The sequence below is a fragment of the Paracoccus liaowanqingii genome, assembly GCF_004683865.2.
GTDB classification, from domain to species: Bacteria; Pseudomonadota; Alphaproteobacteria; order Rhodobacterales; family Rhodobacteraceae; genus Paracoccus; species Paracoccus liaowanqingii.
Map to the genome: position 1 here is coordinate 1,425,399 of NZ_CP038439.1, position 14,362 is coordinate 1,439,760.

A 14,362-nucleotide genomic window follows, 5' to 3' on the forward strand; every position below is an offset into this window, starting at 1 on the left:
AGGCGGGCGGTTGTCGGCGGGCCTGCGATGCCTTATCTGAGGGGCGAACCCCCGGAGGCTGCCCATGTCGCTGAACCCGATCCGTCCCTGGCGCAACATCCCGCGCCGCATCTCGCGCCAGATCATGGTGGGCAATGTGCCGGTGGGCGGCGATGCGCCCATCAGCGTGCAGACCATGACCAACACCAACGGCCATGACGTGCGCGCCACGCTGGATCAGGTCATCGCCTGCGCCGAGGCGGGGGCCGACATCGTGCGCATCAGCGCACCGGACCAGGAGACCACCGCGGCGCTGCGCGAGATCTGCCGCGAAAGCCCGGTGCCGATCGTGGCGGACATTCATTTCCACTACAAGCGCGCCATCGAGGCGGCCGAGGCGGGCGCCGCCTGCCTGCGCATCAACCCGGGCAATATCGGCGACGTGGCCCGCGTGCGCGAGGTGATCCGGGCCGCCAAGGACAACGGCTGCTCGATCCGCATCGGCGTCAATGCGGGGTCGCTGGAGCGCCATCTGCTGGAGAAATACGGCGAGCCCTGCCCGGATGCGATGGTCGAATCCGGCATGGATCACATCAAGATCCTGCAGGACAACGATTTCCACGAGTTCAAGATCAGCGTGAAGGCCAGCGACGTGTTCCTGTCGGCGGCCGCCTATGCGCAGTTGGCCGAGATCACCGATGCGCCGATCCATCTGGGCATCACCGAGGCCGGCGGCTTCGTCGGCGGCACGGTGAAATCCGCCGTGGGCCTGGGCAACCTGCTCTGGGCGGGGATCGGCGACACGATCCGCGTCAGCCTGTCCGCCGATCCCGTGCAGGAGGTCAAGGTCGGTTTCGAGATCCTGAAATCGCTTGGCCTGCGGACGCGCGGCGTGCAGATCATCAGCTGCCCGTCCTGCGCGCGCCAGGGCTTCGACGTGATCCGAACGGTCGAGGCGCTGGAGCAGCGGCTGGAGCACATCAAGACGCCGATGAGCCTGTCGATCATCGGCTGCGTGGTGAACGGCCCCGGCGAGGCGCTGATGACCGATCTGGGCTTCACCGGCGGCGGCGCGGGCTCGGGCATGGTCTACATGGCCGGCAAGCAGAGCCACAAGCTGTCCAACGACCAGATGGTCGATCACATCGTCGAGCTGGTCGAGAAGCGCGCCGAGGTCCTGGAGGCCGAGGCGCGGGCAGCGGAGGCGGCCGCCGAGTAGCGCCGCGCGAGGATCGGGGGCGCTTCCTCTTGCGGCCGGCCGAGGGCGCTTCATCCCGTCGCTAGCCGGGGGCGCTTCGCCCTGTCGCCGGCCGGTGCTCGGACCGGTGGCGCTCCGGCCGGTGCTCGGACCGGTGGCGCTCCGGCCGGTGCTCGGACCGGTGGCGCTCCGGCCGGCCCCCCCCGAGGATATCTGGAGGCCCGTCGCCGGGAGCGAGAGAGCGTCCTAGCCGCCGGTATGGCTCATGTGGCGGGTCATCTGGCCGTCGATCCTCTGGCGCGAATAGTCGAAGTCATGGCCCTTGGGCTTGCGGGCGATGGCGGCGCGGATGGTCTGCTCCAAGGCCGCGTCGTCGGGGCTGGCGCGCAGGGGCGCGCGCAGGTCGGCATTGTCCTCTTGGCCCAGGCACATGAACAGCTCTCCGGTGCAGGTGACGCGGACGCGGTTGCAGCTTTCGCAGAAGTTGTGGGTCAGCGGCGTGATGAAGCCGATCTTCTGGCCCGTCTCGGCCAGCCTGACATAGCGGGCGGGGCCGCCCGTGCGCTCGGCCAGGTCGATCAGGGTGAAGCGTTCGGCCAGTTGCGCGCGCAGGTCGGACAGGGGCCAGTACTGATCGAGGCGGTTCTCCTCGCCCATCTCGCCCATCGGCATGACCTCGATGAAGGTCAGGTCATGGCCCTCGTCACCGCACCAGCGGACCAGGTCGAACAGCTCGCTGTCGTTGACGCCCTTCAGCGCGACGGCGTTGATCTTGACGCGCAGGCCCGCGGCGGTGGCGGCACGGATCCCCTCCAGCACCTGCGGCAGGCGGCCCCACCGGGTGATCGCCGCGAACTTGTCCGGGTCCAGCGTGTCCAGAGACACGTTCACGCGCCGGACCCCGATCTCGGCCAGCTCCGCCGCGTGGCGGGCCAGCTGGCTGCCATTGGTGGTCAGCGTCAGCTCGTCCAGGCCCGTGCCCAGATGGCGCGCGACCTGCCGGAAGAACCCCATGATGCCGCGACGGACCAGCGGCTCGCCCCCGGTGATGCGCAGCTTGCGCACGCCCAGCCCGATGAAGGCGGTGCAGAGGCGGTCCAGCTCCTCCAGCGTCAGCAGGTCGGCCTTGGGCAGGAACTGCATGTGTTCGGCCATGCAGTAGACGCAGCGGAAATCGCAGCGGTCCGTGACCGAGACCCGCAGATAGGTGATGGGTCGGGCGAAGGGGTCGATCAGCGCGGGCAGGGGGGGGTGCATGTCCATCCCCCCAATCTAGGGTGGCGGCGGGCTGCTCACAAGCGGGGCATTCGGCGCGGCGGGCGGTGGACCTTGGACGGACCCCGTGTCTAAGCTGCGCCAAGACCGGAACGAAGGAGATTTCGATGCGTCCGACCCCCCTTGCCGCCGCCCTGGGGCTTGCCCTGACCCTGGCGGGCTGCACCCAGATGGCTGCGCTGACCGACCGTCCCTCGGCCCCGCAGGCGACCGAGGCGCAGGTCTCGGCCGCCACCGCCGTCACCCGCGCGCCCAGCCCCCGGCCCGTCGCGCGCGCCACGCCCGCGCAGCTGGATACGACCACGCCCGAACAGCGCGCCGCCGCGGCCCAGGCCCCGGCCAGCGCCGAGACGCGGCTTGGCACCACGGTCGGATCGCTTGGCAATCCGTCCGAGGGCGGGTTCTGGATCAAGACGCCCCTGGTGCAGGAACGCGCGCAGGGCCGCATCGTGAACCCCGCGACCGGGAAATCGGCCCAGGTCGAGCTGATCCCCCTGACCGGCGGCGGCAGCGGCAGCCAGGTCTCGCTGCCCGCGCTGCAGCTTTTGGGCGTGTCGCTGACCGACCTGCCGACGCTGGAGGTCTACCGCTCCTGATCGGGGGTGAGGTCCGGGGCCTCGGGGTCGGTGTCGGGGGCGGTGTCCGGATCGGGCGAGGCGGTCGCCTCGGACCCGGTGTCCGGATGACCCTCCGATGCCGGGGTCGCGTCGGCATCGTCAAGATCCTCGGGCTCCATCTCGGCCTCATCCTCCGCCGCCGCGCGGGCCTCGGCCTGGGCGGCGACACGGTCCTCGTGTGCCTGCTGCCACAGGGCGGCGCGGTCGGGATCGTGCTTGGCCAGATCGCGGATCCAGGCCTGGGCTGCCTGACGCACCGCGCCGTTGCGGTCGGTCGACAGCGTCAGTGCCCAGGCCAGCACCGTCTCGCGGATCTCGAGGTCCTGCGGCTTGGGGTTGTTCATCTTGGCCCAGGGGCCGGTCGCCACCAGCAGCCCGCGCCGCAGCCAGGGGTTGCGGCTGCCGGCCCAGGGCGCGATCCGGTCCAGCCGCGAAGGGTCCGCGACCAGGCGGCGCGCGGCCGCCGACATCAGCCCGTCGCCGATCTCCTGCCCGTCGATCTGGGGCGCCCAGTCCAGGATCGCGTCCCAGGCCCCGTCATCGGGGCGCATCCGCGCCTGCACCAGCAGCCGGGCGGCGGTCAGGCGCGCCTCGTGGATGTCGCTGTCCCAGAACGTGCGGGCCAGCGACACGCGCGCCTCGATGTCCAAGGCCGCGCGCCATTCTGCGGCCAGCGCCTCGATCTGCGCGGGGGGCACGCCCAGGGTCTCGCGGCCGCGCTTGTGGCGGGCGCTGGCGCGGGCGGCACGGTCGGGGTCGCCCAGGGCGCGCAGCCGGTCCAGGTCCTGCATCGGGATCTCCTTTGATGATCGCCCCTTCTAGGGCGGGGCGGGCCCATGCTCAAGATCATGGTGGCAGGACCGGGGCCGCCGGGCTAGAAGACCCCGCACAACCTGGAAGGTCCACCCATGTCGCATTCCGCAGATCCCCGTCCGATGACCGCGCGTCGCGCCGCCCCGCTGTCGGGCGAGGCGCTGGTGCCGGGCGACAAGTCCATCAGCCACCGCGCCCTGATCCTGGGCGCCATGGCCGTCGGAGAGACGCGGATCACCGGCCTGCTGGAGGGCCAGGACGTGCTGGACACGGCGCGCGCCATGCAGGCCTTCGGCGCGCAGGTGGTCCAGCACGGCCCCGGCGACTGGTCGGTGCATGGCGTGGGCGTGGGCGGGTTCCGCAGCCCCGAGGGCGTCATCGATTGCGGCAATTCCGGCACCGGCGTGCGGCTGATCATGGGGGCGATGGCCACGACCCCCGTCACCGCGACCTTCACGGGTGATGCCAGCCTGTCGCGCCGCCCGATGGCGCGGGTGACCGATCCGCTGGCGCAGTTCGGCGCCCGGATCACAGCGCGCGAGGGCGGCCGCCTGCCGATCACGGTTCAAGGCGCGACCGATCCGGTCCCGGTGACCTACCACACCCCCGTCGCCAGCGCGCAGATCAAGTCCGCGATCCTGCTGGCGGGCCTCAACGTCCCCGGCGACACGGTGGTGATCGAGCCCGAGCCCACGCGCGACCATTCCGAGCGCATGCTGGCGGGCTTCGGCGCGCAGATCCGCACCGAAGCGGTGCCCGAGGGGCACAAGGTCACCCTGACCGGCCGCCCCGAGCTGCGCCCGCAGCCGGTGGCGGTTCCCCGCGATCCCTCCAGCGCGGCCTTTCCGGTGGCGGCGGCGCTGATCGTGCCGGGATCGAACATCCGGGTCCCCGGCGTCAGCCGCAACCCGACGCGCGACGGGCTCTATGCCACGCTGCGCGAGATGGGCGCCGACATCACCTATGAGAACCCCCGCGACGAGGGCGGAGAGCCGGTGGCCGACCTGGTCGTCCGCCACGGCCCGCTGACGGGCGTGACCGTCCCCGCCGCCCGCGCCGCCAGCATGATCGACGAATTCCCGATCCTGTCGGTGATCGCGGCCTTCGCGACCGGTCCCACGGTGATGAACGGCGTGGCCGAGCTGCGCGTGAAGGAAAGCGACCGCATCGACGCGATGGCCGTGGGCCTGCGCGCCAATGGCGTGCGCGTCGAGGACACCCCTGACAGCATGACCGTCCACGGCCAGGCCGGCGTCCCGGGCGGGGGCCACGCGGTCACCCATCTGGACCACCGCATCGCCATGTCCTTCCTGATCCTGGGGCTGGCGACCGAACGCCCCGTCACCATCGACGATGCCGGGCCGATCACCACGTCCTTTCCCGACTTCGTGCCCCTGATGACCCGCCTCGGCGCCGACGTCTCCTAGCCCTTTCTTCTTCACGAAAATATCCCGGGGGGAGTCCGCAGGACGGGGGGCAGCGCCCCCCCCTCTCTTGCTAGGCCCGCACCGGATAGCCCACGCCCGCCAAGGCCGCGCGGATCTCGTCCAGGATCGCCGGATCGTCGATCGTCGCGGGGGCCACGACCTCGCAGCCATCCGCGATCTTGGCCATCGTGGCGCGCAGGATCTTGCCCGAGCGGGTCTTGGGCAGGCGGTCCACGACGCAGGCGGTCTTGAAGGCCGCGACCGGGCCGATGCGGTCGCGGACCATGCGCACGACCTCGGCGGTGATCTGGGCCGGGTCGGTCTCGACCCCCTTCTTGAGGCACAGAAGGCCAAGCGGCGCCTGGCCCTTCAGCGCATCCGCCACCCCGATCACCGCGCATTCCGCGACGGCGGGATGGGCGGCCAGCACCTCCTCCATGCCGCCGGTGGACAGGCGGTGGCCCGCGACGTTGATCACGTCGTCGGTGCGCGCCATGATCCAGACATAGCCGTCCTCGTCGACATAGCCCGCATCGCCGGTCTCGTAGAAGCCGGGGAAATGGTCCAGATAGGCGCGGCGGAACCGGTCTTCGGCATTCCACAGCGTCGGCAGCGTGCCCGGCGGCAGGGGCAGCCTGATGGCGATGGCGCCAAGCGTGCCGGGGGCCACCGGATGGCCGCCCTCGTCCAGCACCTGCACGTCATAGCCGGGCATGGGCAGGGTCGGGCTGCCCTTGCGGATGGGCATCAGGCCCACGCCAAGGGGGTTGGCGGCGATGGCCCAGCCCGTCTCGGTCTGCCACCAGTGGTCGATCACCGGCACCTTCAGCCGCTCCTCGGCCCAGGTGACGGTGTCGGGATCGGCGCGCTCTCCCGCCAGGAACATCGCCTTGAGGCTGGACAGGTCGTACTGGCCCACCAGCTTGCCCTCGGGGTCGTCGCGCTTGACGGCGCGGATGGCGGTGGGGGCGGTGAAGAAGCTCTTCACCTTGTGGTCCGCGACCACCCGCCAGAAGGTCCCGGCATCGGGGGTGCCCACGGGCTTGCCCTCGAAGACCACGGTCGTCGCCCCGGCGATCAGCGGGCCATAGACGATATAGCTGTGCCCCACGACCCAGCCCACGTCCGAGGCCACCCAGAAGACCTCGCCCGGGCCGATGTCGTAGATATGCGGCACGCTCCAGGCCAGGGCGACCAAGTGGCCGGCGGTGTGGCGCACCACGCCCTTGGGCTGGCCGGTCGTGCCCGAGGTATAGAGGATATAGGCCGGGTGGTTGCCCTCGACCGGGACGCAGTCCACCGGATCGGCGGCCGCCACGGCCTCGGTCCAGTCCAGATCGCGGCCCGCCACCATCTCGGCCACGCAATCGGGGCGCTGGAAGACGATGGTGAAATCGGGCTTGTGGGCGGCCTCGGCGATGGCGCGGTCCATCAGGGGCTTGTAGGGAACGACGCGGCCCGGCTCCAGCCCGCAGCTGGCGGCAATGATCGCGCGGGGGCGGGCATCGTCGATGCGCACGGCCAGCTCGTGGGCGGCAAAGCCGCCGAAGACGACCGAATGGATCGCGCCGATCCGGGCGCAGGCCAGCATCGCCTGCAGCGCCTCGGGGATCATCGGCATGTAGATGATGACGCGGTCGCCCTTGCCGATGCCGCGCGCGGCCAGCACGCCCGCCAGCCGCGCCACCTGGTCCTGCAGCTGGGCATAGGTCAGGCGCGAGACGCTGTGCGTCATCGGGCTGTCGTGGATTACCGCCAGCCGGTCGCCATGGCCCGCCGCGACATGGCGGTCGACGGCGTTCCAGCAGGTGTTGACCATGCCGTCCGCGAACCACTCCCCGGCCGGGCCCTGATCGAAGAAGGCGCGGCTCGGGGGCGCGGTCCAGTCGACCGCATCGGCCGCCTGCATCCAGAACGCCTCCGGATCGGCCTTCCAGCGCGCGTAAAGGTCCTGATAAGACATGGTTTCCCCTCCCTGAGATTGACAGATGCTGTCGCAGGAAGGGGGCTGTCGCGCAACAGTGTTAGCGGCAGCAGAGGGTCGTGCGCGGCGGATTGCCCGGCAGGCGGGCGGCAGGGTTTGCAAAGCGGATGATGCTGCAAACCCCGGCTTGCGCCGCCCCGGATTCTGCAAACCCCGGGGCGGGCCTGAGGCGAATCAGCCGTAATGCGTGACCGGGGTGCCGGCCAGCACGCTCATATTCAGCAGGCCGCGCGTGGTGATGGACGGCGTGACGATATGGGCGCGGTTGCCCATGCCCATCAGGATCGGCCCGACCTCCAGCCCGCCCGCCCGCATCTTGAGCGCGTTCCGCACGCCCGAGGCGGCGTCGGTGCCCGCGAAGACCAGCACGTTGGCCACGCCCTCCAGCCGCGATCCGGGGAAGATCCGCTCGCGCAGCTCGGGGTCCAACGCGGCATCGACATGCATCTCGCCGTCATAGGTGAAGTCGGGGCTGCGGGCGTCCAGCATGGCCAGCGCGTCGCGCATCTTGCGGCCCGAATAGCTGTCGGTATTGCCGAACTGCGAATGGCTGCAGAGCGCGATCTTTGGCGGCAGGCCGAAGCGGCGGACATGGCGCGCGGCCCCCATCACCGTCTCCATCACCTGCTGGGGGGTGGGGTCGTTGTGGCACTGGGTGTCCGCGATGAACAGCGGACCGTCCTCCAGGATGATCATCGACAGGGCGGCCACCGGCTCCAGCCCGTCGCGGGCCAGGATCTGGCGGACATATTGCAGATGCCAGCTGTACTGCCCGAAGGTGCCGCAGATCAGGCTGTCGGCTTCGCCGCGATGGACCATCACGGCGCCGATGGCGGTGGTGTTGGTGCGCATGATCGCCCGCGCGATGTCGGGCGTCACGCCGCGCCGCGCCATCAGCCCGTGATACGTCTCCCAGTAGTCGCGATAGCGGGGGTCGTTCTCGGGGTTCACGATCTGGAAGTCGCGCTCGGGCCGGATCGGCAGGCCCGCGCGTTCGGCGCGCATGGCGATGACCTCCGGGCGGCCGATCAGGATCGGCACGTCGGTGGTTTCCTCCAGCATGGCATTGGCGGCACGCAGCACGCGCTCGTCCTCGCCCTCGGCAAAGACGATGCGGCGGGTGACGGTCGCGGCGGCCTCGAAGACCGGGCGCATGATCAGCCCCGAGCGGAAGACCGAATCGTCCAGCTTCTGCTTGTAGGCGGTCAGGTCGGGCAGGGGGCGCGTGGCCACGCCCGTCTCCATCGCGGCGCGGGCCACGGCGCTGCTGACCACGCCCATCAGGCGCGGATCGAAGGGCTTGGGGATCAGGTAGTCGGCGCCGAAGGTCAGCGTCTCGCCGCGATAGGCGGTGGCGGCCTCGGCGGCGGTGGTGGCGCGGGCCAGGGCTGCGATGCCCTCGATGCAGGCGATCTTCATCTCGTCGTTGATGGTCGTGGCGCCCACGTCCAGCGCGCCGCGGAAGATGAAGGGAAAGCACAGGACGTTGTTGACCTGGTTGGGAAAGTCGCTGCGCCCGGTGGCGATGATCGCATCGGGGGCCACGGCGCGCGCGGCCTCGGGGTCGATCTCGGGATTGGGGTTGGCCAGGGCGAAGATGATCGGGCGCGGGGCCATGCGGCCCACCATCTCGGGCGTCAGCACGCCGGGGCCGGACAGGCCCAGGAACAGGTCGGCGCCGTCGATCACCTCGGCCAGCGCCCGCTTGTCCGAGGCCTGGGCATAGGCGGCCTTCTGCGGGTTCATGTCGACCTCGCGGCCCTCGTGGACCAGCCCGTGGATGTCACACAGCCAGACATTCTCGCGCTTCACGCCCAGCTTCAGCAGCATGTCGAGGCAGGCGATCCCCGCCGCCCCTCCGCCGGTCGAGACGATGCGGATGTCCTCGAACGCCTTGCCCGCGATGCGCAGCGCATTGGTCGCCGCGGCGCCCACGACGATGGCGGTGCCGTGCTGGTCGTCGTGAAAGACCGGGATGTTCATCCGCTCGCGGCAGATGCGTTCCACGATGAAGCAGTCGGGGGCCTTGATGTCTTCCAGGTTGATGGCGCCGAAGGTCGGTTCCAGTGCGCAGACGATCTCGGCCAACTTGTGCGGATCGGGCTCGTCCAGCTCGATGTCGAAGCAGTCGATGTTGGCGAATTTCTTGAAGAGCACCGCCTTGCCCTCCATCACCGGCTTGGAGGCCAGCGCGCCGATATTGCCTAGGCCCAGCACGGCGGTGCCGTTGGTGACCACGCCCACCAGGTTGCCCTTGGTGGTATAGCGCGCGGCGGTCTGCGGGTCGGCCTTGATCTCGAGGCAGGCTTCGGCGACGCCCGGCGAATAGGCGCGCGCCAGATCGCGGCCGTTGGCCATGGGCTTGGTGGCCCGGATCTCCAGCTTTCCCGGTCGCGGGAACTCGTGATAATCCAGGGCCGCCTGTCGCGCGCTGTCCTGCCTGCGGTCTTCCATCTCTGCGCCTCCGGTTTCAGAATTGGTTTACCGTTAAACCAAATTCCGCTGGACGAACAGCGCGCTTGTGCCCGGCCATGCGCGGCCTTGCGCCTTGCGCGGCGCGGGCGCAGATTGGCCGCCGGGATCACGGGACAAGGGGACGGATCATGTCACTTCTGCAGGCGGCGCGCGAGGTGCGCGAACGGGCCTATGTGCCCTATTCCCGCTTCAAGGTCGGCGCGGCGATCCGCGGCGCCTCGGGCACCATCTATCGCGGCTGCAACGTGGAAAACGTCGCCTATCCCGAGGGCACCTGCGCCGAGGCCGGCGCCATCGCCGCCATGGTGGCCGCCGGCGAGACGCGCCTGACCGAGGTGGCGGTCATCGCCGACAGCCCCAGCCCGGTGCCCCCCTGCGGCGGCTGCCGGCAGAAACTGGCCGAGTTCGCGGATGCCGACGTGCCGGTGCTGCTGGCCACGACCGACGGGGCCCAGATGCACACCACGGTGGGCGATCTGCTGCCGGGGCGCTTCGATGCGGGCCACATGGCGCGCACATGACCGATCCGCGCCCCGTGATCTCGGCCATCCGCGACGGGCGCGGGCTTGACGGGCCGGGGGCGGCGCTGATCGCGCAGGGGCTGGCCGACGGGTCGGTCAGCGACGCGCAGGCGGGCGCCTTCGCCATGGCCGTGCTGACCAAGGGCGTGGGACCGGCGGGCCGCGTGGCCCTGACCCGGGCCATGCGCGATTCGGGCCATGTGCTGCAATGGGATCTGTCGGGCCCGGTGGTGGACAAGCATTCGACCGGGGGCATCGGGGACACCGTCAGCCTGGTGCTGGCGCCGCTGCTGGCCGCGCGGGGGGTCTTCGTGCCGATGATCTCGGGCCGGGGTCTGGGCCATACCGGCGGCACGCTGGACAAGCTGGAGGCGATCCCCGGCTATCTGTGCGACCAGCCCGAGGACGCCTTCCGCCGCATCGTGCGGCAGGTCGGCTGCGCCATCGTCTCGGCCACCGGCGACGTGGCGCCTGCGGACCGGCGCCTCTACGCGATCCGCGACGAAACGGGCACGGTCGAATCGATCGACCTGATCACGGCCTCGATCCTGTCCAAGAAGCTGGCGGCGGGGCTGGATGCGCTGGTGCTGGACGTCAAGGCGGGCTCGGGCGCGATCCTGAAGAAGCCCGACAGCGCCGGGCGGCTGGCGCAGGCGCTGGTCGAGACGGCGAATGGTGCGGGCTGCCCCACGACCGCGCTGATCACCGACATGGACCAGCCATTGGCCCGCAGCGCCGGCAACGCGCTGGAGGTGATGGAGGCGATCCGCACCCTGCAGGGCGCCCCCGGGGCGCTGCGCGAGCTGACCCTGGCGCTGGCCGCCGAATGCCTGTCCCTGGCGGGCCAGCCCACGGACGGGCTGGAGGCGGTGCTGGATGGCGGGGCCGCCGCCGAGGTCTTCGGCCGCATGGTCGCCGCGATGGGCGGGCCGCGCGACCTGATGGAACGTCCCGAGGCGCATCTGCCCCGTGCCCCCGTCATCCGCCCTGTGCCCACCCCCGAGGGCCGGGTCGGGCGCATCGACGTGACGGCGCTTGGCCATGCCGTGCTGGCGCTTGGCGGCGGGCGGGTGCGCGCGGGCGAGGCGATCGACCACGGCGTCGGGCTGGACGGTCTGGTCAAGCTGGGCGAGCCGGTCGGCCCCGACCGGCCGCTGGCGATGGTCCATGCCGCCGACGATCTGGGGGCCGAGGTCGCCATCGCCGCCGTGCAGGCCGCCTATACCCTGGGCGAGGGCGCCCCCGGCCCGCTGATCCGCGACCGGATCACCCGATGAGCCGCGCCTTCCTGATCGTGATGGACAGCCTGGGGATCGGCGGGGCGCCCGACGCGGGCGCGTATTTCAACGAGGGCCGCCCCGATACCGGCGCCAACACGCTGGCCCATATCGCGGCGGCCCATCCGCTGCACCTGCCGGTGCTGGACGGCCTGGGCCTGGGGGCGGCGCTGCGCCTTGCCTCGGGGGCCGAGGCACCGGGCCTCGTGGCCGCGCCTCAGGGCCTGTGGGGCGCGGCGACCGAGATCTCTCGCGGCAAGGACACCCCTTCGGGCCATTGGGAGATGGCGGGCGTGCCCGTGCCGTGGGACTGGACCTATTTTCCCGACACGCGGCCCGCCTTTCCGGCCGCCGTGACCGCGCGGATCCGCGCGCTGGCGGGGACCGAGGGGATCCTCGGCGACTGCCACGCCTCGGGCACCGAGGTGATCGAGGCCTTCGGGGCCGAGCATTTGCGGACCGGCTGGCCCATCTGCTACACCTCGGCCGACAGCGTGCTGCAGATCGCCGCGCACGAGGACGCCTTCGGCCGCGACCGGCTGCTCGCCCTCTGCCGCGATCTGGCGCCGATGCTGCACCAGATGCGCGTGGGCCGGGTCATCGCGCGACCCTTCACCGGGGCGCCGGGAAACTTTCACCGCACCGCGCATCGCCGCGATTTCGCCATCGCCCCGCCGGGCGACACGATCTTGGACATCGCGCAGGGAGCCGGGCGCGTGACCCACGGGATCGGCAAGATCGGCGACATCTTCAGCCTTCGCGGCATCACCCATCTGCACAAGGGGGGATCGGACGCCGATCTGGCCGATCATCTGATCCGCCTTGGCGGGACGGCCGAGCCCGGCAGCCTGACCTTCGCCAATTTCGTCGAATTCGACGCGCTCTATGGCCACCGGCGCGACATCGCGGGCTATGCCCGGCAGCTGGAATGGTTCGACGCGGTGGCGGGGCGCTTTCTAGCGACGCTGGCCCCCGGCGATCTGGCGATCTTCACCGCCGATCACGGCAACGATCCCGGCTGGCACGGCACCGACCACACCCGCGAACGGGTGCCGGTGCTGGGGCACGGCGCGGGCTGCCGCGGCGTGGGCCTTGTGAGCTTCAGCGATATAGGGGCATCGGTCCTGTCCCATCTGGGCCTTCCCGCCCCCCGACACGGAGCCAGCTTCCTGTGAAGAAAATCGAACTGCACCTGCATCTGGAGGGCGCGGCGCCCCCCGATTTCATCCGCAGCCTGGCGGGCGAGAAGCGCCTGACGCTGGACGGCGTCTTCGACGATCGCGGCGCCTATGCCTATGACGATTTTGCGGGCTTCCTGCGCTGCTACGAAGGCGCCACCCGCGTGCTGCAAGGCCCCCGCGACTATGCCCGCCTGCTGGCCGAGGTCCTGGAACGCTGCGCCGAGGAAGGCGTGATCTACGTCGAGCTGTTCGTCTCGCCCGAGTTCTGCGGCGGCGCGGACCTGCCTGCCTGGCGCGACCATCTGGCCGCGATGACCGAGGTGGCGGACGCCGCCCGCGCCGACGGCATCGACAGCCGCGGCATCGTCACCGCGATCCGCCATTTCGACCCCGACCGCGCCCGGCGCAGCGCGATCTGCGCGGCCGAGACCGCCGGCGGCTGGATCACCGGCTTCGGCATGGGCGGCGCCGAGCAGGTCCACAAGGCCACCGATTTCGCCTGGAGCTTCGACTGCGCGGCCGAGGCCGGGCTGGGGCTGACCTGCCACGCGGGCGAATGGCTGGGCCCCGACAGCGTCCGGCAGGCGCTGGATCTGGGCTGCACCCGCATCGGCCACGGCGTCCGCGCCATCGAGGATCGGGCCCTGGTCCGCGATCTGGTCGAGCGGAACATCACGCTGGAGGTCTGCCCCGGCTCGAACATCGCGCTTGGCGTCTATCCCTCGTGGGACGCCCATCCCATCGCGCGGCTGGCCGATGCGGGGGTGCGGGTCACGGTGTCGACCGACGATCCGCCCTTCTTCCACACCACGCTGCGGGCCGAATACGACCGGCTTGCCTCGACCTTTGACTGGGGCGATACCGAGTTCCGGCAGATCAATCTGTGGGCCGCCGAGGCCGCCTTCTGCGACACCGCCACCCGTGACCGCCTGAAAAAGGAATTCTCCTGATGCCCCATCTGACCGTCGTCGATCACCCCCTTGTCAGCCACAAGCTGTCGATCATGCGCCAGAAGGACGTGTCCACCGCCGGCTTTCGCCGCCTCCTGCGCGAGATCAGCCTGCTCTTGGCCTACGAGGTCACGCGCGAGCTGGAGCTGACCACCATCCGCATCGAGACCCCGATGTGCGAGATGGACGCCCCCACGCTGGAGGGCAAGAAGCTGGCCCTGATCTCGATCCTGCGGGCCGGGAACGGGTTGCTGGACGGCATCCTCGAGCTGATCCCCGGTGCGCGGGTGGGCTTCGTGGGCCTCTATCGCGACCCCGAGACGCTGAAGCCCGTCGAATACTACTGCAAGGTGCCGCGCGAACTGGATGCGCGCATGACCATCGTCGTCGATCCGATGCTGGCCACCGGCAATTCCTCGGTCGCGGCCATCGACATGCTGAAGGACCGCGGCGCCAAGAACATCCGCTTTCTGTGCCTTCTGGCCGCCCCCGAAGGGGTCGAGCGCATGCGGCAGGCCCATCCCGACGTGCCGATCTTCACCGCCGCGCTGGACGAACGGCTGGACGATCACGGCTATATCGTGCCGGGCCTGGGCGACGCGGGCGACCGGATGTTCGGCACGAAATAGGGCCGCGTTAACCGGCCCTTCAGGGTTCTGCGCTAA

Annotated in this window: 12 protein-coding genes; 8 read left to right on the forward strand and 4 right to left on the reverse strand. The window is 70.7% G+C overall.

Annotation, left to right across the window (positions count from 1 at the left end):
• The first annotated feature begins 64 nt into the window (after positions 1–64).
• Positions 65–1,198 (forward strand): flavodoxin-dependent (E)-4-hydroxy-3-methylbut-2-enyl-diphosphate synthase, encoded by a 1,134-nt coding sequence (gene ispG / locus E4191_RS06825; protein WP_135312744.1) that lies wholly within the window; start codon positions 65–67, stop codon positions 1,196–1,198.
• Between the two features lie 225 nt (positions 1,199–1,423).
• On the opposite strand, the gene moaA is transcribed toward ispG, so the two are convergent.
• Positions 1,424–2,440 carry a GTP 3',8-cyclase MoaA gene (gene moaA / locus E4191_RS06835; RefSeq protein WP_135312745.1) on the reverse strand — a complete coding sequence of 339 codons (1,017 nt, stop codon included), beginning with the start codon at positions 2,438–2,440 and terminating at the stop codon, positions 1,424–1,426.
• Between the two features lie 119 nt (positions 2,441–2,559).
• Here moaA and E4191_RS06840 point away from each other — a divergent pair, with 119 nt between their 5' ends.
• Positions 2,560–3,048, forward strand: a complete 489-nt coding sequence (locus E4191_RS06840; RefSeq protein ID WP_135312746.1) for a hypothetical protein — start codon at positions 2,560–2,562, stop codon at positions 3,046–3,048.
• Here the strand turns inward: E4191_RS06840 and E4191_RS06845 are convergent.
• Entirely contained in the window at positions 3,036–3,860 is an 825-nt protein-coding gene (locus E4191_RS06845; RefSeq protein WP_135312747.1) for a DNA alkylation repair protein, read from the reverse strand. The two genes, E4191_RS06840 and E4191_RS06845, sit on opposite strands and share 13 nt — an antisense overlap.
• A 117-nt stretch (positions 3,861–3,977) precedes the next feature.
• Here E4191_RS06845 and aroA point away from each other — a divergent pair, with 117 nt between their 5' ends.
• Positions 3,978–5,309, forward strand: coding sequence for a 3-phosphoshikimate 1-carboxyvinyltransferase (aroA, locus tag E4191_RS06850; RefSeq protein WP_135312748.1), 1,332 nt, complete (start codon positions 3,978–3,980; stop codon positions 5,307–5,309).
• Positions 5,310–5,379: 70 nt separating this feature from the next.
• Here aroA and E4191_RS06855 read toward each other — a convergent pair whose 3' ends face one another.
• Positions 5,380–7,272, reverse strand: a complete 1,893-nt coding sequence (locus E4191_RS06855; protein WP_135312749.1) for a propionyl-CoA synthetase — start codon at positions 7,270–7,272, stop codon at positions 5,380–5,382.
• Between the two features lie 195 nt (positions 7,273–7,467).
• The gene (locus E4191_RS06860) at positions 7,468–9,747 is read right to left on the reverse strand and encodes an NADP-dependent malic enzyme (protein WP_135312750.1); all 2,280 of its coding nucleotides are present in this window, start codon (positions 9,745–9,747) and stop codon (positions 7,468–7,470) included.
• A gap of 149 nt (positions 9,748–9,896) precedes the next feature.
• On the opposite strand from E4191_RS06860, the gene E4191_RS06865 reads away from it, so the two are divergent.
• From E4191_RS06865 to upp, 5 genes are read left to right on the forward strand one after another with little or no spacing between them, the layout of a single operon-like run.
• A complete protein-coding gene (locus E4191_RS06865) occupies positions 9,897–10,289 on the forward strand; it encodes a cytidine deaminase (RefSeq protein ID WP_135312751.1) in 393 nt (130 codons plus the stop codon).
• Complete coding sequence (locus E4191_RS06870) at positions 10,286–11,566, forward strand: thymidine phosphorylase (protein WP_135312752.1); 1,281 nt, start codon at positions 10,286–10,288, stop codon at positions 11,564–11,566. Before E4191_RS06865 ends, E4191_RS06870 begins: the two co-directional genes overlap by 4 nt.
• Positions 11,563–12,741 carry a phosphopentomutase gene (locus E4191_RS06875; protein ID WP_135312753.1) on the forward strand — a complete coding sequence of 393 codons (1,179 nt, stop codon included), beginning with the start codon at positions 11,563–11,565 and terminating at the stop codon, positions 12,739–12,741. The genes E4191_RS06870 and E4191_RS06875 overlap by 4 nt, the downstream gene beginning before the upstream one ends.
• Entirely contained in the window at positions 12,738–13,697 is a 960-nt protein-coding gene (locus E4191_RS06880; protein ID WP_228461621.1) for an adenosine deaminase, read from the forward strand. The genes E4191_RS06875 and E4191_RS06880 overlap by 4 nt, the downstream gene beginning before the upstream one ends.
• Complete coding sequence (gene upp, locus E4191_RS06885; protein WP_176562650.1) at positions 13,697–14,326, forward strand: uracil phosphoribosyltransferase; 630 nt, start codon at positions 13,697–13,699, stop codon at positions 14,324–14,326. Before E4191_RS06880 ends, upp begins: the two co-directional genes overlap by 1 nt.
• The last annotated feature ends 36 nt before the right edge of the window (positions 14,327–14,362 follow it).